The organism is Marinospirillum insulare DSM 21763 (assembly GCF_000686905.1).
In the GTDB taxonomy this organism is placed as follows: Bacteria; Pseudomonadota; Gammaproteobacteria; order Pseudomonadales; family Halomonadaceae; genus Marinospirillum; species Marinospirillum insulare.
This window is the reverse complement of sequence record NZ_KK366037.1, coordinates 131,306-154,230: the sequence shown is the minus strand read 5'-3', so window position 1 is coordinate 154,230 and position 22,925 is coordinate 131,306. Positions and strand designations below refer to the sequence as shown.

Sequence of the window (22,925 nt, the reverse complement as noted above, 5' to 3'; positions counted from 1 at the left end):
AAGCCGTGCGATATATCAGCACTCGTGGGCAAGCGCCTGCACTCAGTTTTGAAGAAGTGGTATTAACAGGTTTGGCTCCAGACGGTGGCCTTTATGTGCCAGAAACCTACCCACAAATGAGCAAAGAAGAAATTGCTGATTTGGCTGGTTTGCCTTACCACGAAGTCGCTTTTCGTGTTATGCGCCCTTATGTGGGTGATTGCATAGACGAAACAACTTTGCGTGATATTTTAAAGAAAACCTATGCTAGCTTTAATCACGATGCAGTAGCGCCTTTAAAACAGCTAGATAACAACCACTTTTTGTTAGAGCTGTTTCATGGCCCTACCCTGGCGTTTAAAGACGTTGCTTTACAGCTATTAGGTCGTTTATTAGATCACTTCCTAATAAAACGTGGCGAGCGTGGCGTTATTATGGGGGCCACTTCGGGTGACACAGGTTCAGCAGCTATCGAAGGCTGCAAACCTTGCGAGCAGGTCGATATTTATATTCTGCACCCACATAACCGTGTTTCAGAAGTACAACGCCGCCAAATGACCTGTGTGCTAGCGCCTAATGTACACAACCTAGCAATTGAAGGTGATTTTGATGATTGCCAAGCCATGGTTAAAGCTAGCTTTGGAGATCAAAGCTTTCTAAACGGTCAGCGCTTAATTGCCGTTAACTCGATTAACTGGGCGCGGATTATGGCGCAAATTGTTTACTACTTTACCAGCGCTGTTGCCCTTGGTTCACCACACCGTGAAGTTTCTTTTAGTGTGCCATCGGCTAACTTTGGTGATGTGTTTGCTGGCTATGTAGCGAGAAAAATGGGCTTACCCATTAAACAGCTAATTGTTGCAACCAATGCCAACGATATATTGCACCGTACCTTGCATAGCAATGACTTCAGCAAAAAGAAGTTAGAGCCAACCTTAGCACCCTCAATGGATATCGTCGTTTCTTCTAACTTTGAGCGCCTCTTGTTTGATCTTTATCAGCAAGACGGTAAAGCAGTCGCGGCATTATTAGAAGACTTCCAAAACCAAGCCACTCAGCTAGACCCTAAAGCTTGGTCTAAAGCACAAGAAGTGTTTGCTAGCTTAGCAGTCGATGACGCAACCATTTTGAAAGTAATAACCGATGCCTTTAAACGCACAGGTGAGTTGTTAGATCCACACACAGCCACAGGCTATTTAGCTGCTGAAAAATGTGCAACAGACTCATCAACACCCGTTATCACTTTGGCAACAGCTCACCCAGCTAAGTTTGAAGAAGCAATCATTAAAGCTGGCTTTCCAGAAGGTGCTAGCCTGCCAGAACACATGAGTGATTTGCTAGAGCGTGAAGAGCGCTACACTCTACTGCCAGCAGACTTAAAAGCTGTACAAAGTCACTTAGCTGAAGTACAAAGTAAATAATATAAATTTGTGGTAATTAAATAGCTTAATGGTGGCTTAATTTAAGCCGGGTAGATTACAAGGAGAAACAACACAATGTTCAACAAGCTAAGTATAGGGTTAAGAATACAATTAGGCTTTGCACTGGTGTTGGTATTGGGTATTGGCATATTACTACCGCTTCAGTTAAACAACATGGATAAACTGATGTTAAGAACAGAGCAGGATGCTCTAAATCGACTACATCAGGCAGCGTTAGATGAAATTAACAATCAGCAATCCCAAGCCTTGCATCTAGCCGCAGCCATTGCTAGCCAGCCAGACGTTCAAAGAAACTTTGCTGCGCAAAACCGTGCTGTTTTAGAAGATGAACTTTTGCCAGTGTTTGAAAACCTGCAGCAAATGGCAGGCATAGAACAAATGCAATTCCATTTACCCCCAGCAACTTCTTTTTTGCGTCTACATAAGCCAGCTAAATATGGTGATGATCTTTCCTCTTTTAGACATACAGTTGTTGAAACTAACCGCAATAAAAACAGTGTCTCAGGTATAGAAAGTGGCGTAGCGGGCATAGGTATTCGTGGCGTTGTACCAGTCACTTGGCAAGGCCGCCACTATGGTAGCTTAGAGTTTGGTTTATCTTTGCGCCAAGCTTATGCCGATGCTTTTAAAGCTAGTCAAAAAGCAGATATGGTTATTTATCAGGCAACTGACAAAGGCTTTGAGCAGCTAGTCAGCACCTGGCAAGGTCAAGAGCTGATTCCAGTAAAAGACTTTAATCAAGTTATGCAGGGCAAGACCTTATCTACCCGAACAGCACAAGATGGTCATGATATTGCAGTGCTAGCTGCACCTTTAAAAGACTACAGCGGTAATACTATAGGTGTAATGGCTATTTATGCTGACCGTTCGGCTAGTGTTGCTGCATTCAAAAGCGCTATCGCGACAACATCAACAGTTTCACTCTTGATTCTTTTAGCTGGCTTACTGGTTTCTTGGCTCTTGGCAAGAAGAGGTATTATCTCACCAATCAAACGCTTAAATCTTGCTCTACAAAACATTTCAGAAGGTGATCAAGACCTGCGTCAGCGCTTACCCATAGAGGGTAAGAATGAGCTTTCCGAGGTGGCTAAATCCTTCAACCGTTTTGTCGCTAAGGTTGAAGCAACAGTGCTTTCTGTTTTAGATCACGTGGGCGAGCTAGGTGAAAAAGCTGAATACACCTTCCGTGTCACCGGTGAAACAGCAGATTCAATGAAGCGTCAGCAAATGAGTACTGAAGAAGTGTCCACAGCCATGAACGAAATGTCGGTCACTGCAGTAGAAATTGCTAGTCATGCGGCAGAAACAGCGAATGCTACCGAGCAAGCAGATCAAAGCTCAGCGCATGGTAATGAAGTTGTTCACCAAACCAGCGAAGGTATTTCACGCTTAGCAGCCGAAGTTGACCAGGCTGCGCAAGTTATTCGTAAGCTAAATGAATACAGCGAAAACATTGGCAGCATTCTAGATGTGATTAGTGGTATTTCTGAACAAACCAACCTTTTAGCACTTAATGCTGCCATTGAAGCAGCGCGTGCTGGTGAGCATGGTCGTGGCTTTGCAGTTGTAGCAGATGAAGTACGTCAGCTGGCACAACGCTCGCAAGAAGCCACTGGACAAATTCATGGCATGATAGAGCAGCTTCAACAGGGTGTAGAAGAGTCTGTTAATGTTATTGAACGCAGCCATAAAGAAGCTGAAAAAACCGTTGAACAAACCGAAGCAGCACGCCTTGCCCTGCAAGAAATTACTGAAGCCATGCGCAGAATTAGTGATATGAGCGCTCAAATTGCTTCTGCTGCTGAAGAACAAACCGCTGTATCCGATGACATTAACCGTCACATCGTTATTATCAGTGAAGGTGCGGTAGAGACAGTCGGGCAAACCAGCAATATCATTGCAGCAACAAGCGGCATAGGCAGTGAAATTTCCGAATTAATGAAGCAAATGCGTGGCTTTAAAGTCAATATAGAGCCGCATGTAGAGCTAGCTTTAGCTAAAAGTGCTCACCGAGCATGGAAAGTAAGAGTGCGTAGTTTCCTAGATGGCCAATCTAGCCTTAGCCTAGACCAAGCTGTCAGCCATACCCAGTGTGACTTAGGTGTATGGTACCTAGGCGAAGGAATGAAAAGCTTTGGTCACTTCCCTGAGATGAAAGCCTTAGATGAACCTCATGCGGAACTACATAAGCTTATTCAAGAGATTATTAAAGCTAAGCAGCAAGGAAATGATACTCATGCTGAAGACCTTTACCTTAAAGTTGACGACTACTCAGACCAGATAGTGGCTCTACTGAATGAGGTTTTAGCGAAGATAGGACGTGCTTAAAACCACTAAAAAAATTGAATTACGCCCTCGGTCGGTTGATAGAAGTATTTACCAGCAAGCCCTGACCGAAGGCGTACATCCGCTTTTAGCAAAAGTTCTGGCTGGGCGACTCAATCAATCTTCGCCCTCCATGGCCGCTTTAATAGAGCCAGGTTTAAATCACTTAGCAGCACCCGACTCCCTTGCAGATATACAGCCTGCAGTAGAAAGGTTAAAGCTTGCTTTGCAGCAAGGTGAAACCTTAGGGCTACTAACCGACTACGATGTTGATGGCATCACCTCTCACGTTGTTATTTACCGTACACTCACTGAAATTTTAGGCGTTCCAGCCAATAGAATACTCAGCTTAATTGGTCACCGTATAGATGATGGTTATGGTGTAAGCGACTCTCTAACTGACCGTATTCTTGCTGCAGATAAGCTTCCCAGCGTCATCATTACCGCAGACTGTGGTTCTTCTGATGAACCACGCATTGCTAGGCTAAAAGCTGCAGGAATTGACCTCTTAGTCACAGACCACCATACCCTTCCTAAAAACGGTCCACCCGCTTCTGCTTATGCCGTTATTAACCCAACACGTGAAGATTGCTATTACCCAGATAAAACCTTAGCTGGTGTTGGAGTGGCTTGGCTTTTAATGTCTGCGTTACGTAATTCCATGGTTCAAGAAGGTTTGTTGCCAAGTAGCACACCCAAGCTCAGTTTCCTTTTACCTTTTGTTGCACTAGGCACAGTTGCAGATTGTGTTTCTTTAGGAGCCAGTGCTATTAATCGAGCTTTAGTTAGGGCAGGGTTACAAATCATGAATGCTTCTGATGAAGCCTGTTGGCTAGCCTTTCGTCAGCTAATGGGGCAAAGGTTTGAAGCCTTTACCGCATCAACCTTAGGCTTTCAGTTAGGACCAAGAATTAACGCTAGCTCACGCATGGCAGACCCTTACGAAGCGCTAGAATACCTTTTAGCAAAACAGCCCTCTTTAGCAGCAGAACACCTAGAATTGCTTGATAGCGATAATCAGCAAAGGCGTAGTATTGAAAAAGAAATGGTTAGTGCCGCTTTAAAAGGTGCAGAAGAACAAGTAGCTGCAGGTATGCAAAGTTTAGTTGCCTACCTAGAAGAAGGCCATTCAGGTGTGCAAGGTATAGTGGCTTCAAGGTTGGTAGAAAAGCATGGTCGCCCTACCATTGTTCTAACGCCTTCTAGTGATCCAAGGCAGCTGGTTGCTTCGGCAAGAAGTGTCCCAGAACTAAGTATTCATGCCGCCTTACAAAGGGTGGATGATTTAAACCCAGGTATGCTGGTTAAATTTGGTGGCCACCAAGCTGCAGCAGGGTTAACGCTTTGGCGAGAGCGCCTAGTAGACTTTCAGCAAGCTTTTGAGCGAGCCATCGTTTATCAGCTGGGTGATCGTAAACTAGCGCCCTACCTGCTGACCGATGGTGAGCTTGCCCCCAACTTAATAAATTTAGAAGCTTTTAACTTACTTAAAAAGCTAGAACCCTACGGTAGAGAGTTTGAAGCACCTTTGTTTGAAGGCGTGTTTCAAGTAGCTGGAATTAGAGCGGTAGGCGCAGACCCTATTCATTTGCAATTAGACCTAGCTTTAGCGAATGAAACTAACTTGATAAAAGCTATATGGTTTCGTGCTTTGCCACAGGCAGGAGCTAACTTTCCATTTCAGCAGGGTGACCAAGTCCGTTTGGCTTACCGTTTAGAAGAAAATGTATTTAGAGGTAAAACAAGTTTGCAGCTTATGGTTAGCTACGCAGAGCTAGCCAACTAGCATTACTTTAAGCAGTCCTTATAGTAAATGCCGCGGTAGTCTCGCCAGCCTTCTCTGCCATTGGTATCCATATAAAGCTTAACCATTCGGCAATAATCAGCATCCCTGTGGCCTTCTCTTAATTCAGTGGAATGTGGCTGAATCATAAACTTAGTAAAAAAAATGTAAATTAGCACTGCAAAAGCGATAATAAATAATAAAGATGCAACCAATGCAATGGATTGGTTTTTTTCTTCGGGTGCACTGTCCATCTTACTACTCCAAAATTTAGCCTGCTTCATCAACCAGCTTATCGGCTAGGTTTTATTTAATTCTAGTTTTGATTTAATTATAGCTTGGTAGGCTTGCCAACGTTTACAGGCATGATTTGCGCTACGGGCAAAGCTAATCGTTTTGCTTTTACGAATACCAGCCCTGCGCAATTTCAAAATCAAACGCGGGTGAAGCCCAATAAAAACAATGTTTTTACCCAGTAATTCTAGCTGACGAATTGAGGTGTCGAGAGAATCGATAGCTGTAATGTCTAAGCTAGAAACCCCATGCATATCAACAAATACAGCATCGATATTAGATGAAACTTGCGATAAACGCCCGAGTGCTTTTTCAGCTGCTCCAAAAAATAGTGGCCCAGCAATGCGGATATAAGCTACCCCTTCAGGTAGCTGCATACCTTGATGCTCACGTTCATTAAGCGTATAGCTTTGGGTTGCTTGTGCCATGCGCCCCATAAAGAGCAAAGATGCCAAAACAATACCCACCCCAACAGCTAGCACCATATCAAACATAACGGTTAAGCTAAAACAGGTCACCAATACTAGCAGATCACTCGGTGGAGCTACCTTCAACATGCGTAAAACATGATGTGCTTCACTCATATTCCAAGCAACAATCAGTAATAAGCCAGCTAAAGCCGCCATAGGCAGGTAAGCCAACCAGTCAGAAAAAATAAGCACACTAGCCAACACCATGCCCGCATGAAAAAGAGCCGCAAAAGGTGAGCGTCCCCCAGCACGAATATTCGCTGCTGTTCTAGCCAAAGCACCCGTAGCCGTAATACCGCCAAAAAAAGGTGCAACTAAGTTACCCACACCCTGACCCACCAGTTCAGCGTTAGGGTCATGTTTAGTACCGGTTAAAGAATCACCCACCACCGCACAAAGTAACGACTCAATAGCACCCAGCATGGCAATAGTAAAAGCTGCCGGTAGTAAGGCGCTGAATAGCTCCCAACTAAAACCTATTGCTTCACCTTCAGCATTAGGCATTAACCAAGGTAATAAAAAAGAAGGTGCAACAGGTGGAATGCCACGCCCAGATTCCTCGCCTAAGCTCCAGCTAAACTGATCGCCTAATAAAATCACTTCAAAATCAGCTAGCCAATATCCACCCAATAAAGCTAAGGCCGTTGCTAACAATAAAGCAGGCAGATGACCAGGAATGGGTGTTTTTAAGCGCGGCCAAATAATTAGTATGGCTAGGGTAACTGCACCCACTAAAAAATCGCCCCAACTAATTTGGCCAAGCAAACTAAAAAAGTCGGTTAGTTTTACAAAAAAGTGGGCCGTGTTATCCATACCACTCAGCCCAAAAAAATCTTTAAGCTGCAAGCTAGCAATCACTAAAGCAATACCCGCAGTAAAACCCAAGGTAACCGGTGCAGGAATAAATTGAATCAGTCGCCCTAACCTGAGTGCACCCATCGAAAGCTGAATTGCCCCAGCCATTAAAGTAGCTAAGAGCAAACCACCTAAGCCGTATTGGCTAGTAACAGGTAATAAAATAACCACAAAAGCAGCCGTTGGGCCACTAACAGAAAAGCGTGAGCCACCCGTTAAAGCAATAACAGCACCAGCCACTATAGCGGTATATAAGCCATACTGAGGTGGTACACCACTAGCAATAGCTAAAGCCATGGCTAGGGGTACAGCAATAATGCCTAGCGTAATACCAGCCAATAAGTCGGCGCGTAAATCTTGGAAGGTATAACCTTGTTTAAGGGTTTCTTTAACAGCAGAGGCGATAGGAAAGGACATAACTCTCCTTGAGGTATGTTAATAGTTAATAAAAAAGACAGCCTCTTTTATAAGCTAGAATAAATAGCTCGTTTAGAGTGCTGGGTCTATCCGTCCATTTAAAGAAGTATTGCAGCGAAACCAGCCAGCAATGCGATTAATCAGACGTGTAAAATAAGGTTGAGCTAGACTGAATCAGTCACTAAGCTGGCTGGGTTACTTTAAACTTTTTTACTGATGATAGGGTTATAGCTGTGCCACAAGTTGATTTGTCATTTCTGCCGTCTAAGCTACACCCTGTCACCCTGCAAGCACTCAGCCGTTTAACAAGCGAGTTAACTACTAGCCAACCTCAAGGCTTAGCAGGGTTACTAGCAACAAGCGATTACGCAACGGAGTTACTAACAGCTGATGCCAGCCTACTAGCGCATTTAGCTAAAGAAAACCGACTAACCCCCCGCTTAAATCTTGCCGACTATACACTTTGGTGCCAGCAGGCATTAAGTAATGAAAATGGGCAGTTGCCAACCGACGAAGCCAGTTTGCAAGCTAGGTTAAGGCAGTTTCGACGTGCCGTTATGTTACGCCTATTGTGGCGAGATTCCCAATTTACTGACCAACCCCAACAAGTTTGGCAAACCGCAGCAGAAATTACCGCGCTGGCAGAAGTCACCACCGAAGCAGCCTTAGCCTGGTTAGAAGATTTTTATGCACCGGCTTGGGGCAAGCCCTACCCAAGGGGCACCAGCCTTACCCAAGCTGAATCGCAAGAAGTGCAGCCGCTGCGCCTAGTCGTGTTAGGCATGGGTAAACTGGGTGCAGGTGAACTTAACCTTTCCTCAGACATTGACCTTATTTTTGGCTTTGAATCCCAAGGTGAAACACTGGGCGGAAAACGCAGCTTCGACAACCAAGAATACTTTACACGCATTGGTCAAAAACTAATCGCACTCTTAGATAAAGTCACCGCTGATGGTTTTGTGTTTCGTGTTGATATGCGCTTACGCCCTTACGGAGATGCTGGCGCTTTAGCACTCAGTTTTAATGCTCTGCTAGATTATTACCAGCAACAAGGCCGCGATTGGGAACGCTATGCCATGATCAAAGCACGCGTGATTGCTGGCAACAAACAAGCGGGAGAAACCCTCTTAGATGAACTGCGCCCTTTTGTTTACCGCAAGTATTTAGACTTTAGCGCCATCGAAGCCTTGCGTGCTATGAAAGCCATGATTAACCGAGAAGTTCGTCGCAAAAGCCTAGAAAACAATATCAAGCTAGGTTTAGGCGGTATTCGTGAAGTTGAATTTATTGCCCAGGTTTTCCAATTAATTCGAGGTGGACGAGATACAGAACTGCAAGAGCGCTCGGTTAGAAAAGTGCTACCCATTATTTCCAGCCTAGGTTTAATGCCAGAAGAAGCCAGCCAAGAGCTACTCACCGCCTACGAGTTTTTGCGTAATTTAGAACATGCCCTACAAGGTTTAGCCGACAAACAAACCCAAACTCTACCCGAGGATGACGAATCCCAGGCAAGAATCGCCTGGCGCTGTGGTTTTACCGACTGGCAAGCCTTATACGAACATTTACAGCAAACAAAGCAACAAGTTCGCCAGCATTTTGATGCCGTTATTGCTGACCCAGATGAAGAACAGCCAGAACCCACCCAAATAGATGAAGCCCTTGCTTGTTTATGGAGCGAACAAGCCGACCCAGCATTAACCCTAGAGGCATTTCAGCAAGCAGGTTTTAAACAAGCCCAAGCCAGTATGCAAGTGCTGCAAACCCTCTACTCCAGTAGAGCCGTAGCCAATATGCAGCAGATAGGCCGCGAAAGGCTTAATCAACTTATGCCACAAGTGCTAATGGCCGTTGCAACCACCCAAAATCCCGATGCAGCCCTAGAGCGAACCCTTTGGTTAGTTGAAGCCGTATTGCGCCGTACCGCTTACCTAGTGCTGTTAACAGAAAATCCCGAAGCGTTAAAACAGCTGGTGACTATTTGTGCTGCCAGCCCTTGGCTAGCCGAGCAGCTGGCTAAAATGCCGATTCTTTTAGATGAACTGCTAAGCCCAGAAACCCTCTATTCACCCGCCAATAAAAGCAGTCTACAAGATGAATTGCGTCAGCATTTAAGCCGCATTCCAGAAGAAGATATAGAAGCCTTAATGGAAGCACTACGCTACTTCCGCCATGCCAACGTGCTCCGTGTAGCCGCATCAGATTTAGTTGCCCAACGCCACTTAATGAAAGTGAGTGATTACCTAACCTACATTGCTGAAGTCTTGCTAGAGCAAGTTTTAAACCAAACCCTGCGCGATTTAACTCAGCGTTATGGTCGGCCCAGATTAAGTAATGGTGAGTTAAGCAAAGGAGTGCCAGCAGATAACGGCTTTATTATTGTGGGCTACGGCAAACTAGGTGGTATAGAACTAGGCTATGGCTCAGATTTAGACTTGGTTTTTATTCACGATGGTCATCCCACCCTAGCCAGTGACGGTGAAAAAAACCTAGACAGCGTGACTTGGTTTAGCCGTTTAGGACAGCGCATTATTCACTTTTTAGCCACAGCAACACCCTCTGGCCAACTCTATGAAGTGGATATGCGTTTACGGCCTTCAGGCAATGCTGGTTTGCTCGTTAGCAGCCTAAAAGCCTTTGCCGATTACCAAACTAATCAAGCTTGGACTTGGGAACACCAAGCCCTAGTAAGAGCCAGAGTTGTAGCAGGCGATACTTTATTAACCGAAGCATTTAATCAGCTGCGAGCAAGTATTTTAAGCCAGCCAAGAGACTTAAAAAAACTGCGTGAAGATGTAATCACCATGCGCGAAAAAATGCGCGCTAACTTAGGTTCAAAACCTGGAGAGCAAGAGCTGTTTCACGTTAAGCAAGATGCAGGCGGTTTGGTAGATATAGAATTTATGGTGCAATACCTAGTGCTAGCCTATAGCCATAAGCACCCAGAACTTTATGAGCATACCGACAATATGCGTATTTTAGATGCTCTAGCTGCCACAGGCGTATTACCCCAAGCAAAGGTAGAGTGTTTACAAGAAGCCTATTTGATTTACCGAAAAACCACCCACCACGCAGCCCTAGAAAAAGCCGGCACTTTTTTACCCGCCGAACCTTGGGTGGCATACCGTCAGCAAGTTACGCAATTATGGCAAGAACTTTTGCTTAATGACTAAAAATTGTATTAGGTGAAAACTACATTTGATTCAAACCATTTGCTTAGCTTTTCTTCTCCAATTTCACCAGAAGCTAAAGCTTCAAAGGTAATCGCAGCTTCGGCTTCTGGTGCTGTAAATTCATAGCCATTCAACTCTAAAAATAAAACACCAATGGTAAAAGCGACTCTCTTATTGCCATCAATAAAAGCGTGATTTTTTACAAGTCCAAAGCTGTAGGCAGCAGCCAAATCGAAAGGTGTGGTGAGTGGCTCATAAGCAAACTTTTGCTGTGCTCTAGCTAGTGCAGACTTAAGTAATGCTTCATCTCGAACACCCGATGCTCCACCGTGTTCTGACAGCAGCATAGAGTGAACAGCAAGAACAACATTTTCTAGCACCCATTTAGGCTCTATCATTTAGCTAGTTCACGAAGCGTATTGCGGTAGCGAGCCATAATATTTTCGGCAGCTGAAACCTGCTCCTCAAAATCTTGTTGGTAGGGTGTTAATGTATAACCCTCAGGTGATTCAACTAAATACAAGAAATCCCCTTTATTCGCTTTCATTTTACCAAGCGCTTCTTTGGGTAGGAGTATTCCCATTGAGTTGCCGACGTTTGTAACTTTTACCTTAAGCATAAGCTTACCTCAATAAAGTTATAACAAATGTTATTACAGAGGTTATCACCATCAAATCTGCTTAACAAGGATGAGTCTCACCTTCTGTTGCTAAAAATTGTACTAACTCTGCACTCCTAGTAATATCGAGTCATTCAAATTAAAGACTTCTTTCTATCTATAAAGCTTCAAGGATGCGGTGTAAGGAAAAATGGATAAAAGCAAACTAACCGAAACCGACATAATTACTAAGTACATTCTGCCTGCGCTAGCCAAAGCAGGTTGGGATAACATGACGCAAATTCGCCAAGAAGTTAAACTGCGTGATGGTAAAGTGATTGTTCGTGGCCAAATGGGTATGCGCCAAACAGTTAAATCAGCAGACATCGTTTTATATTACAAAATGGGTATGCCGCTGGCGGTTATAGAAGCAAAAGCCAACAAGCACGACCTAGGCAAAGGAATGCAACAAGGCTTAGATTATGCTGGCTTGTTAGATGTGCCCTTTGCTTTTTCAACTAACGGTGATGCTTTTATATTTCACGACAAAACCGTGGCAGAAGGCGAGCCGATAGAAAGTGAAATAACCCTCGATGAATTTCCCAGCCCAAGCCAACTATGGCAAAAGTTTGCAGCATGGCGCGGTTACACCTCAGCGCAAATTCCTTTAGTTACTCAAGATTATCACGACGATGGTAGCGACAAAACACCACGTTATTACCAACTACAAGCCATCAATAAAACCATAGAAGCCATAGCGCGTGAGCAAAACCGCATCCTCTTGGTAATGGCAACTGGCACAGGTAAAACCTACACCGCCTTTCAAATTATTTGGCGTTTATGGAAAGCCAGAAAGAAAAAACGCATTCTATTTTTAGCCGACCGTAATATTTTAGTCGATCAAACCCGCACCAACGATTTTCAGCCTTTTGGTCAGGCGATGACAAAAATAACTGGGCGAAGCGTAGACCCAGCCTATGAAATTCACCTTGCTCTCTACCAAGCTTTAACAGGGCCAGAAGAATACCAAAAAGCTTTTAAACAAGTAGACCCCAACTTTTTTGATTTAATAGTTATAGATGAGTGCCATCGAGGTAGTGCCGCAGAGGATAGCGCTTGGCGAGAAATTTTAGACTACTTCAGCTCAGCCACCCAAATTGGCTTAACAGCAACGCCTAAAGAAACCGACGAAGTGTCTAATACCGACTATTTTGGCGAACCGGTTTACACCTACTCCTTAAAAGAAGGCATAGAAGACGGTTTTTTAGCACCCTATAAAGTAGTACGTGTTGATTTAGACATAGACGCTTTAGGTTGGCGACCCACCGAAGGGCAAGTCGACAAATACGGCGAGCTAATAGAAGACCGCGTTTACAACATTAAAGACTTTGATAGAACCCTAGTCATAGACGAGCGTACCGAGCTGGTTGCTAAAACTATTAGCTCTTACCTACAACGTACCGACCCCATGGCAAAAACCATCGTTTTTTGTAACGATATTAACCATGCCGAGCGAATGCGTAGAGCCTTAATTAACCTTAATCCTGAACAGGTTAAAAAGAACGAAAAGTACGTTATGAAAATTACTGGTGATGATGATGCAGGCAAAGCCCAGCTAGATAACTTCATTAATCCCAAGCAACCCTACCCAGTAATAGCTACAACCTCTGAACTGATGACAACAGGGGTGGATGCCAAAACCTGCAAGCTAATTGTGCTAGACCAAAACATTCAATCCATGACCAAATTCAAGCAAATTATAGGCCGTGGCACGCGTATAGATGATCGCTACAATAAGCTTTGGTTTACCATTTTAGACTTTAAAAAAGCCACCGAACTATTTGCAGACCCTAAATTTGATGGCATTCCAGAAAAAGTCATCGTCAAAACACCCGAAGAAATTAACGACCTAGAAAACACCCAGCTAGATGATGAACTCAGTGAAGATGCAAATACCGAACATGACTTAAGCGAAAGCACCGCAGCAAACTACCAAGCCGAGCAAGATAACGCCAAAGACTTTGCCGCCGATGAAGGCTTTAACGATGAAAACAAATTCGTTAAATACCATATAGCGGGTGTCGAAGTTAAAAAAATTGCCGAGCGAGTGCAATACTACGGCGCTAACGGCAAGCTGGTTACCGAGTCTTTTAAGGACTACACCAAAAAAGCCATACTAGAGCAGTACGCCTCTTTAGATATTTTTGTAAACAGTTGGCAAGAAGCCGACCGCAAGCAAACCATCATAGATGAACTAGAAAGGCAGGGCGTTATCTGGAAAGCCCTAGAGCAAGACGTTAGCAAAGACATGGGCGCATTTGATCTTATCTGCCATATCGCTTTTGACCAGCCAGCCCTAACGCGTAAAGAACGCGCAAATAATGTAAAAAAACGCAATTACTTCAGCAAATACAACGAAACAGCCCAGCAAGTATTAAATGCACTGCTAGATAAATACGCCGATCTGGGCATTAGCGAAATAGAATCCAAAGATGCGCTTAAAGTAACGCCTTTTAGAGAAATGGGCCGCCCCCTAGAAATAGTTAAAAATGCTTTTGGCAGCAAAGCCGAATACGACCAAGCCATAAAAGAGCTAGAAAACGCCCTTTATGATGATACGCACCTCCGCGCCTAACACCTTTTAAAAAACCTTAGAGAACTCATGTCAATTTCATCTGTTATTAAATCCATTCAAGACATCATGCGTAAAGACGCGGGTGTAGATGGCGATGCACAACGCCTAGGCCAGCTTTCATGGTTACTCTTTTTAAAAATATTCGATGCCCAAGAAGAAGAGCTAGAATTTGAACTAGATAACTACCAAACACCCCTTCCAACCCAGTATTTATGGCGCAATTGGGCAGCCGACAAACAAGGCATAACGGGCGAAGAGCTTTTAGATTTTGTAAACAACCAACTAATCAACGACTTAAAAAACCTAGCTGCACCCTTAGAAACCAACCCAAGAGGTTTTGTAGTTAAAGAAGCGTTTAGCGATGCCTTTAATTACATGAAAAACGGTACGCTACTGCGCCAAGTGGTAAACAAACTAAACGAAATAGACTTTACCAGTTCAGAAGAACGCCACCTGTTTGGTGATTTATACGAACAAATACTTAAAGACTTACAAAGCGCAGGTAACGCAGGCGAGTTTTATACCCCACGCGCAGTGACACGCTTTATAGTGCAAATGATTAACCCCCAGCTAGGCGAAGCAATACTGGACCCAGCCTGCGGTACGGGCGGCTTCCTTGCCTGCTCCTTAGATATTCTGCAAAAACAAGTGCAAGACACCCAAGGCGAAAAACTATTTCAAAACTCAGTGCAGGGCGTAGAAAAAAAGCAGCTACCCCACCTGTTATGCACCACCAATATGATGCTGCACGGCATAGAAGTACCCAAACAAATACGCCACGGCAACACCCTAAACAAACCTCTATCCAGCTTAGATATTGAAGACATGGTAGAAGTGGTGGTGTCTAATCCACCCTTTGGTGGCACAGAAGAAGACGGCATAGAAAAGAACTTCCCCTCAGAATACCAAACCCGAGAAACCGCCGATTTATTCTTGCAATACATAATAGAAGTGCTAAAAGAAAATGGCCGTGCCGCAGTGGTATTGCCCGATGGCACTTTATTTGGTGAAGGCGTTAAAACCAAAATTAAAAAACTGCTGTTAGATGAATGTAACCTGCACACAGTGGTACGCCTGCCTAACTCTGTATTTGCGCCCTACACCTCCATAAAAACCAATATTCTGTTTTTTGAAAAAAGCAGTGCCGACAGCGAAGAAAAAGGAACTAAAAACATTTGGTATTACGAGGTGCCATTGCCAACAGGCGTAAAAGCTTTTAACAAAACCAAACCCATGCAGCTAAAAGACTTTGATGCTTGTTACAACTGGTGGGGCACAGGCAAAACCATTGATGAAAAAGTTAAGCGCCAAGGGCGGGTAGAAAACCAACAGGCTTGGCAAGTTAGCATTGAAGAAATTATTCAACGCAACTACAACCTAGACATTAAAAACCCACACGTTGAAGAAGCCATTAACCACGACCCAGAAGAATTATTAGCCAATTACCAAACCCAACAGGCAGAAATACACAGCTTGCAAAACCAGCTTAAAAATATTCTTGCCGAAGCGTTAGCATCCAAGGGTGAGAAATAATGGCAGCTATAGAAAACCTAATTACTGAAAATATGGATGTTTGGACAAGTGCTATTAAGCAAAGAGCTACACAAGGTAGAGGTAGCAGTAAAAAGCAGGAGCTTTATGGAATCCAAAAACTAAGGGAGTTGATTTTAGAATTAGCCGTGCGTGGGCTGTTAGTACCCCAAGACCCAAATGACGAGCCAGCTTCGGTATTGTTAGAGAAGATAGCAGCAGAAAGAGAGCAGTTGGTTAAAGAAAAAAAGATACGAAAGCCAAAAAAAATACCATCAATTTCAATTGATGAAAAATATGGGTTTTTACCACATGGGTGGGAATATGTTCGTTTAAACGATATTGGAGATTGGGGTGCAGGTGCAACACCAAAACGAAGTAATTCAGAGTTTTATGGTGGGAATATACCCTGGTTTAAATCAGGTGAATTGGTAGCAGACTATATATCTAATTCAGAAGAAACAATTACGGAAGATGCCTTAAAGAAAACCTCACTACGTTATAACAAGGCTGGTGATGTTTTGCTGGCTATGTATGGCGCAACAATTGGAAAAGCAGCTATTTTGTCGGTGCCAGCAACTACAAATCAAGCTGTTTGTGCGTGTACGACCTTTACAGGGTTTAGTAATGTTTTCTTGTTGACCTTATTAAAAGCTTATAAGCCACGCTTTATAGGTATGGGTGCTGGTGGCGCTCAACCGAATATCTCTAGAGAAAAAATAATAGCCACTGTAATTGCTTTACCACCAGCAAACGAACAAAAACGCATCGTCGCCAAAGTCGATGAGTTAATGGCGCTCTGCGATCAACTAGAAGAACAACAAGAAAACAGCCTTGCAGCCCACCAACAGTTAGTAGAAGTTCTATTAACTGCTTTAACCCAAGCCGCCGATGCAGAAGCTTTTCAGCAAGCTTGGACACGCCTAGCCGCCAACTTTGAAACGCTTTTTACCACAGAAAATAGCATCGACCAGCTAAAACAAACCCTTTTGCAGTTAGCAGTAATGGGCAAGCTAGTGCCACAAGATCCCAACGACGAACCAGTTTGTTTGCTATTGGATAAAATAACTATAAAAAAAGAAGCGTTCATTAAAGAACGAAAAATCAGAAAAACTAAACCCATGCCTAAAATTTCAAATAAAGACATTCCATTTCAAGCACCTCATGGCTGGGTGTGGGCACGTTTAGGAGATTTAGGTATTGGAGCGACAGGAAAGACTCCTAGCACTAAAACCGCAGAGAACTTTGATGGTGAAATACCCTTTATTGGGCCTGGTCAGATAACGCCATCAGGTAAATTGTTAGAGTCAGATAAGACGCTGACTAAAGAAGGTTTAAAGCATAGCTCAGAAGCGGTTTACGGTGATATTTTGATGGTTTGCATTGGCGGATCTGTTGGTAAAAGTGTAATCGCAGATAGACGAGTTGCATTTAATCAGCAAATAAATTCTATCCATCCTTTTGAAGTGATGTCTGAGTTTTTGTTTTTAACTGTAAATACAAAAACTTTTTATCAGTTAGTTGTTGAAAAATCTTCTGGTTCAGCAACACCAATAATTAATAGATCAAAATGGGAAGAACTACCTGTTCCTATTGCCCCACTAAACGAACAAAAACGCATCGTTGCCAAAGTTGATCAACTTTTTGCCATCTGCGACCAGCTTAAAGCCAAAATCCGCACTGCCCAAACAACCCAGCTTCAACTGGCCGATGCGCTAACCAGCCAAGCGGTTCAATAGGAATTTTATGCCCCGTTTCAAACGCTCTAAAACAGGTCGTAATTTGGTACTACTACCTGGCAGCGCAGAAAAAGTTTTGCTGGCGCAGCCGCTATTAAACGACCTACGCACCCGTTACCCCAAGCAACCCCTAGATGCCATGACACCCATGGGGCTTACTAACCTAGTTAAGCGTTTTCCACAGGTTAATGAGCTATGGAATATGCCCGAACCTAATATGGGCGTAAAAGTATTTTGGAATGCTGGCATTGCCTTGCAAGGTAAAGATTACGATAGGGCCTGGGTTTTACCCGAGCGTTTTAAGCCTGCACTTATCCCCGCTTTAGCCAATATTCCTGAACGAACCGGCTACCGTGGTTTATATCGCTATGCTTTGTTAATGGACATTCGCTTAGCGCGTAAAGATTTACACCCGCAACTAGCCGACCGTTATCGCGCCCTTGCTTGGGATATAGAAGATGCTCTGCCTACTAGCTATCAAACCTCCAAACTTAAAGTAGATGCCAACCAACAAACCTCACTGCTGCAACAGCATCAGCTTAGTTTAGAAAAGCCTATACTAGCTTGGAGTCCAGGCACCCGAAATGTAGCTAAAGCCAGCCTAGCTTCTGTAGCTAACCTACAAGCCATAGAAGCAGAGTTATTAAAAGCCGTAGAAGAAGGCTGGCAAATTTGGTTGTTTGCTTCACGCCATGAGCAGCTAGAAGTAGCCGACCTGCTATCTAAGCTAGATAGCAAACTGCTGGCAGCCATTAAAAACCTAGCTGGTTTATTAAGTTGGGATGAAGTAGTCGACCTAATGGCTTTAGCCAAAGTGCAGTTAGCGCAAGATAATGTACTGGCTTTGTTAGGCTTAAGTTGTGGCTTGCCGACTTATTTAGCCGTTGTAGAGCCAGCAGAAAAGCCAAAAAACTTAAGTCAGGCAACTGCCTTGGGTGCTCAGTTAATAGCCGCTGAGCAGCTTAATGAAAGTCTAATCCCTTGGTATTAAGTTCTGCTGGTATAAAAATTGGCAAATTTTCTGTAAAATGAATGTTGTAAAATTACTAGCCAAATTCAAAACCTGTTTTTAAGCGTATAACTCTGGCGACAAGTGTGGCCAAAAGCTACACCAGCAGAGAGTTGTCGATCATGCAACTAAGGAATCGGGGAATTAAATGACAGCACCTAAAATTGTTTATACATTAACAGATGAAGCACCAGCCCTAGCAACCTACTCACTTCTACCTGTGGTTAGCGCCTTTGCAAAAGCCGCTGGCATTGAAGTAGAAACCAGCGATATTTCCGTAGCGGCACGTATTCTAGCCGGTTTTTCTGACCGTCTAAAAGAAGATCAGCGTGTAGCAGACACCCTAGAAGAGTTAGGTGAGCTAGCTAAACAACCAGAAGCAAACATTATTAAACTGCCTAACATCAGTGCTTCTATTCCTCAGCTAAAAGCAGCCATTAAAGAACTACAAAGCCAAGGTTTTGATCTGCCAGACTATGTAGATGAACCAGAAACAGAAGAAGAAAAAGACACTCACGCACGTTACGCTAAAGTTTTAGGTAGTGCGGTTAACCCAGTTTTACGTCAGGGTAACTCTGACCGTCGTGCGCCACCTGCTGTAAAAGCGTTTGCGCGTAAATACCCTCATTCTATGGGTGAGTGGAGCAAAGCTTCACGCTCACACGCAGACTATATGCGTGGCGGTGACTTCTTCTCTAGCGAACAAGCCATCACCATGGAAAAAGCCGGTGATGTGCGTTTAGAGTTTGTAGGTAAAGATGGCAAGGTAGAAGTTAAAAAAACCTTGGCACTAGAAGAAGGCGAAGTGTTAGACGGCATGTACATGAGCGCACGTCAGCTAAGCAACTTCTTTGAGCGTACTCTCCAAGAGTGTAAAAAAGACGGTGTAATGTGGTCGCTGCACGTTAAAGCCACCATGATGAAAGTATCTCACCCCATCGTTTTTGGTCACGCTGTTAAAACTTTCTTTAAAGACGTATTCGATAAGTACGGTGACCTGTTCGACAAACTAGGCGTTAACCCTAACAATGGTATGGCCAGCGTTTACGACAATATCAAAGGCCTGCCGCAATCACAGCAAGAAGAAATTGAAGAAGCCATTCATGCTTGTTATGAAGAACGTCCAGAAATGGCGATGGTGGATTCAGTTAAAGGCATTACCAACCTGCACATTCCAAGCGACGTAATCGTTGATGCTTCTATGCCTGCCATGATTCGTAGCTCGGGTAAAATGTGGGGTCGTGATGGCAAGCTGAAAGATGCTAAAGCGGTTATGCCAGAGTCTACCTACGCACGTATTTATCAAGAAATGATTAACTTCTGCCGCACTAACGGTGCTTTCGATCCTACTACTATGGGTTCAGTGCCTAACGTTGGTTTAATGGCAATGAAGGCAGAAGAATACGGTTCACACGATAAAACCTTTGAAATTGAAGCTGACGGTACCATGCGTGTTGTTAAAGCAGATGGTACGGTTCTTATGCAGCATGAAGTAGAAAAAGGTGATATTTGGCGCGCCTGTCAAACCAAAGATGCAGCCATTCGTGACTGGGTAAAACTAGCTGTAACCCGTGCACGTAACTCAGAAACGACTGCAATTTTCTGGTTAGATGCTGAACGTGCCCACGACCGTGAGCTACGCAAAAAAGTAGAGCTTTACCTAAAAGAGCACGACACTTCTGGTTTAGATATTCGTGTAATGGGTTATAACCGCGCTATTCGTACCACTATGGAGCGCTTGGTGCGTGGTAAAGATACCATTTCTGTAACAGGTAACGTATTGCGTGACTACCTAACCGACTTGTTCCCCATTATGGAATTAGGTACTTCAGCTAAAATGCTGTCAATTGTTCCTATGTTGGCAGGCGGCGGTATGTACGAAACAGGTGCAGGCGGTTCTGCACCTAAGCACGTACAGCAAGTGCTAGAAGAAAACCACCTACGTTGGGATTCTCTAGGTGAGTTCCTAGCTCTAGCCGTTTCTTTAGAAGAACTAGGCATGAAGAACGACAATAAAACCGCTAAGGTTTTAGGTCAGGCACTAGATAAAGCTACCGGTACCTTGTTAGAAAATAACAAGTCGCCTTCACGTAAAGTGGGTGAGCTAGATAACCGTGGTAGCCACTTCTACCTAACCCTTTACTGGGCACAAGAGCTAGCAGCACAGAAAGACGATGCAGATTTAGCCGCTAAATTTGCGCCTTTAGCTAAAACCTTGGAAGAAAAAGAAGCACAGATTCTTGAAGAGCTAGCTAAGGTTCAAGGTCAGCCAGTTGATCTAGGCGGCTACTACCGTTTAGACCAAGAGAAAGTAAACTCAGTGATGCGTCCTAGCGCTACCTTCAATCAGGCGATTGAAAGCGTTAAGTAAGTAAACTAGCTGGTTAATCTAGCTTGCAACCCGGAGTCCTTTTTAGGGCTTCGGGTTTTTTTTTGAGTAGTTGACTACTTTACTGGGAATTGAAAAGGTACTAGAATGGTCTCCTATTAGAAGGAAGCCGAGAACCTATTGTTAGTGACAAAGGAAAGCAAGTGCTAAAACTGAGTAAACTCACTGATTACGCTGTGGTTATTATGGCGCAGCTAGCAAGAGAACCGCAGCGACTTTATACCACTAAAGCACTGGCGGATGAACTCGGCTTGCCTCGCCCAACCGTTAGCAAGCTGCTTAAAATGTTGATTAAAGCAGAATTACTTGTTTCACAAAGGGGCGTGCAGGGTGGTTATCAGCTAGCTAAAGAAGCGCACCGAATTACAGTGAATGACTTGATAGCGGCAATAGAGGGGCCGGTAGCGATGACAGAGTGCAGTTTAGAAGATTCTCAGTGTGACCTAATTAGCCAGTGTGGCGTTGCCAACAACTGGCAGCGAGTAACCCTAGCGGTGCACCAGCTACTCGCTTCAGTCACCTTGACTCAGTTGGCGCAAACTCAGCCAATAAAACTGCCTTGGATACAGATACAAACACAAACTTTGCATGAGGTAGGGTAAATATTAATACCAAAAGGCTGGCGGTAGGGTGTTGCTTCTTCAGGCTGTCCACAACAGGACGTTGTGGCCAGAGCTTACAGGGATGTATTTACGCGTCCTGAAGAAGTATAGCCTACAAAAGCCAGCCAGTAAGAAACCAAGATTATAAATAAGACTTGATGATGTCCGGAGACCAGCATGGCAAATGAAGAAATGGAGCAACTTGTTAGCAGTGAATACAAGCAAGGCTTCGTAACCGATATAGAAAGTTATACTCTACCGCCTGGGCTGGACGAAGATGTTATTCGTTACATTTCCAGCAAAAAAGAAGAGCCGCAATGGCTGCTAGACTGGCGTTTAGAAGCTTTTGCACTATGGAAAGAAATGCACGACCCGCAAGCTTGGGCGAATATTGAATACCCCAAAATAGATTATCAAGCGGTTTCCTACTATTCAGCGCCCGGTGCTAAAGACAAAAACGCTCCTAAAAGCCTCGATGAAGTAGACCCTAAGCTATTAGAAACCTTTGAAAAACTAGGTATTCCACTGCATGAACGTGCGGCACTTGCCGGTGTTCGAGGCGTGGCGGTTGATGCGGTTTTTGATTCGGTTTCTGTAGGTACTACCTTTAAAAAAGAACTTGCCGAAGCAGGAGTGATTTTCTGTTCTATTTCTGAAGCAGTACAGAACCACCCAGAGCTAGTTAAAAAATACCTAGGCACAGTGGTCTCTAAAACTGATAACTTCTACGCCGCACTCAATGCTGCGGTTTTCACTGATGGTTCGTTTGTATTTGTGCCTAAGGGCGTTACTTGTCCTATGGAACTTTCAACCTACTTCCGTATTAACGCAGCCAATACTGGGCAGTTTGAGCGCACGTTAATTATTTGTGAAGAAGGCGCACAAGTAAGCTACCTAGAAGGTTGTACAGCACCCATGCGTGATGAAAACCAACTGCACGCAGCGGTGGTTGAGTTGGTTGCTTTAGACGATGCCTACATTAAATATTCAACAGTACAAAACTGGTACCCAGGTGATGAAGAAGGCTTGGGCGGTATTTACAACTTTGTTACCAAACGTGGCGATTGTCGTGGTGATCGTTCCAAAATTAGCTGGACTCAAGTAGAAACAGGTTCGGCAATTACTTGGAAATACCCTAGCTGTATTTTGCGTGGTAAAGATTCAGTGGGTGAGTTTTATTCAGTAGCGGTCACCAATAATTTCCAGCAGGCAGACACTGGCACCAAAATGATTCATTTAGGTGAAGGCAGTCGCTCGACCATTATTTCTAAAGGCATTTCAGCAGGTCGGTCTAACCAGTCTTACCGTGGCCTAGTAAAAATACTGCCCAGTGCCAAAAATGCCCGCAACTTTACTCAGTGTGACTCTTTATTACTAGGTGATAAATGTGGCGCACACACCTTCCCTTATCAAGAAATAGGTAATGCTTCTGCACAGGTTGAACACGAAGCAACTACATCAAAAATTGGTGAAGACCAGCTTTTTTATTGTATGCAACGTGGAATTTCAGAAGAAGATTCGGTCAACATGATAGTGAACGGCTTCTGTAAAGATGTTTTCCAAGAGCTGCCTATGGAATTTGCTGTAGAAGCCGAAGCCCTATTGAACGTGAGCCTAGAAGGCGCAGTTGGTTAAGTGATTAACCACTGATTTAAACCTATACAAATAGCTAGTTTATAAAGAGATGA

15 protein-coding genes are annotated in these 22,925 nt (G+C 44.0%); 11 read left to right on the top strand and 4 right to left on the bottom strand.

Features of this window, described 5'->3' with window-relative positions; translation table 11 throughout:
* Window positions 1–5: 5 nt before the first annotated feature.
* The 3 genes from thrC to recJ all read left to right on the top strand — a co-directional run bounded on the left by thrC (window position 6) and on the right by recJ (window position 5,532).
* Window positions 6–1,400 (top strand): threonine synthase, encoded by a 1,395-nt coding sequence (thrC, locus tag BP27_RS0114410; protein ID WP_027852132.1) that lies wholly within the window; start codon window positions 6–8, stop codon window positions 1,398–1,400.
* A gap of 75 nt (window positions 1,401–1,475) precedes the next feature.
* Entirely contained in the window at window positions 1,476–3,749 is a 2,274-nt protein-coding gene (locus BP27_RS16535; RefSeq protein ID WP_051610606.1) for a methyl-accepting chemotaxis protein, read from the top strand.
* Window positions 3,742–5,532, top strand: coding sequence for a single-stranded-DNA-specific exonuclease RecJ (gene recJ, locus BP27_RS0114400; RefSeq protein WP_027852131.1), 1,791 nt, complete (start codon window positions 3,742–3,744; stop codon window positions 5,530–5,532). Before BP27_RS16535 ends, recJ begins: the two co-directional genes overlap by 8 nt.
* Before the next feature lie 2 nt (window positions 5,533–5,534).
* On the opposite strand, the gene BP27_RS0114395 is transcribed toward recJ, so the two are convergent.
* Both BP27_RS0114395 and dauA read right to left on the bottom strand, forming a co-directional pair.
* Window positions 5,535–5,783 (bottom strand): hypothetical protein, encoded by a 249-nt coding sequence (locus tag BP27_RS0114395; RefSeq protein WP_027852130.1) that lies wholly within the window; start codon window positions 5,781–5,783, stop codon window positions 5,535–5,537.
* A gap of 45 nt (window positions 5,784–5,828) precedes the next feature.
* Complete coding sequence (dauA, locus tag BP27_RS16530) at window positions 5,829–7,565, bottom strand: C4-dicarboxylic acid transporter DauA (RefSeq protein ID WP_036240544.1); 1,737 nt, start codon at window positions 7,563–7,565, stop codon at window positions 5,829–5,831.
* A 233-nt stretch (window positions 7,566–7,798) separates the two neighbouring features.
* On the opposite strand from dauA, the gene glnE reads away from it, so the two are divergent.
* Complete coding sequence (glnE, locus tag BP27_RS16525) at window positions 7,799–10,735, top strand: bifunctional [glutamate--ammonia ligase]-adenylyl-L-tyrosine phosphorylase/[glutamate--ammonia-ligase] adenylyltransferase (RefSeq protein WP_036240543.1); 2,937 nt, start codon at window positions 7,799–7,801, stop codon at window positions 10,733–10,735.
* 8 nt (window positions 10,736–10,743) lie between these two features.
* Here glnE and BP27_RS0114380 read toward each other — a convergent pair whose 3' ends face one another.
* Both BP27_RS0114380 and BP27_RS0114375 read right to left on the bottom strand, forming a co-directional pair.
* The gene (locus BP27_RS0114380) at window positions 10,744–11,133 is read right to left on the bottom strand and encodes a type II toxin-antitoxin system death-on-curing family toxin (protein ID WP_027852129.1); all 390 of its coding nucleotides are present in this window, start codon (window positions 11,131–11,133) and stop codon (window positions 10,744–10,746) included.
* The gene (locus BP27_RS0114375; RefSeq protein ID WP_027852128.1) at window positions 11,130–11,354 is read right to left on the bottom strand and encodes an AbrB/MazE/SpoVT family DNA-binding domain-containing protein; all 225 of its coding nucleotides are present in this window, start codon (window positions 11,352–11,354) and stop codon (window positions 11,130–11,132) included. Before BP27_RS0114375 ends, BP27_RS0114380 begins: the two co-directional genes overlap by 4 nt.
* Window positions 11,355–11,544: 190 nt before the next feature.
* Here BP27_RS0114375 and hsdR point away from each other — a divergent pair, with 190 nt between their 5' ends.
* The 7 genes from hsdR to sufB all read left to right on the top strand — a co-directional run bounded on the left by hsdR (window position 11,545) and on the right by sufB (window position 22,872).
* The gene (gene hsdR / locus BP27_RS0114370; RefSeq protein ID WP_027852127.1) at window positions 11,545–13,968 is read left to right on the top strand and encodes an EcoAI/FtnUII family type I restriction enzme subunit R; all 2,424 of its coding nucleotides are present in this window, start codon (window positions 11,545–11,547) and stop codon (window positions 13,966–13,968) included.
* A gap of 27 nt (window positions 13,969–13,995) precedes the next feature.
* Window positions 13,996–15,501 (top strand): N-6 DNA methylase, encoded by a 1,506-nt coding sequence (locus BP27_RS0114365; RefSeq protein WP_027852126.1) that lies wholly within the window; start codon window positions 13,996–13,998, stop codon window positions 15,499–15,501.
* Window positions 15,501–17,237, top strand: coding sequence for a restriction endonuclease subunit S (locus BP27_RS0114360; RefSeq protein ID WP_036240542.1), 1,737 nt, complete (start codon window positions 15,501–15,503; stop codon window positions 17,235–17,237). The genes BP27_RS0114365 and BP27_RS0114360 overlap by 1 nt, the downstream gene beginning before the upstream one ends.
* A 7-nt stretch (window positions 17,238–17,244) precedes the next feature.
* Window positions 17,245–18,228: a lipopolysaccharide heptosyltransferase II gene (gene waaF / locus BP27_RS0114355; RefSeq protein WP_027852124.1), complete on the top strand. Its 984-nt coding sequence runs from the start codon at window positions 17,245–17,247 to the stop codon at window positions 18,226–18,228.
* Window positions 18,229–18,394: 166 nt separating this feature from the next.
* Window positions 18,395–20,617 (top strand): NADP-dependent isocitrate dehydrogenase, encoded by a 2,223-nt coding sequence (locus BP27_RS0114350; RefSeq protein WP_027852123.1) that lies wholly within the window; start codon window positions 18,395–18,397, stop codon window positions 20,615–20,617.
* Between the two features lie 161 nt (window positions 20,618–20,778).
* Complete coding sequence (locus tag BP27_RS0114345) at window positions 20,779–21,237, top strand: SUF system Fe-S cluster assembly regulator (RefSeq protein WP_027852122.1); 459 nt, start codon at window positions 20,779–20,781, stop codon at window positions 21,235–21,237.
* 177 nt (window positions 21,238–21,414) lie between these two features.
* Window positions 21,415–22,872 carry a Fe-S cluster assembly protein SufB gene (gene sufB, locus BP27_RS0114340; protein ID WP_027852121.1) on the top strand — a complete coding sequence of 486 codons (1,458 nt, stop codon included), beginning with the start codon at window positions 21,415–21,417 and terminating at the stop codon, window positions 22,870–22,872.
* Window positions 22,873–22,925: the final 53 nt, after the last annotated feature.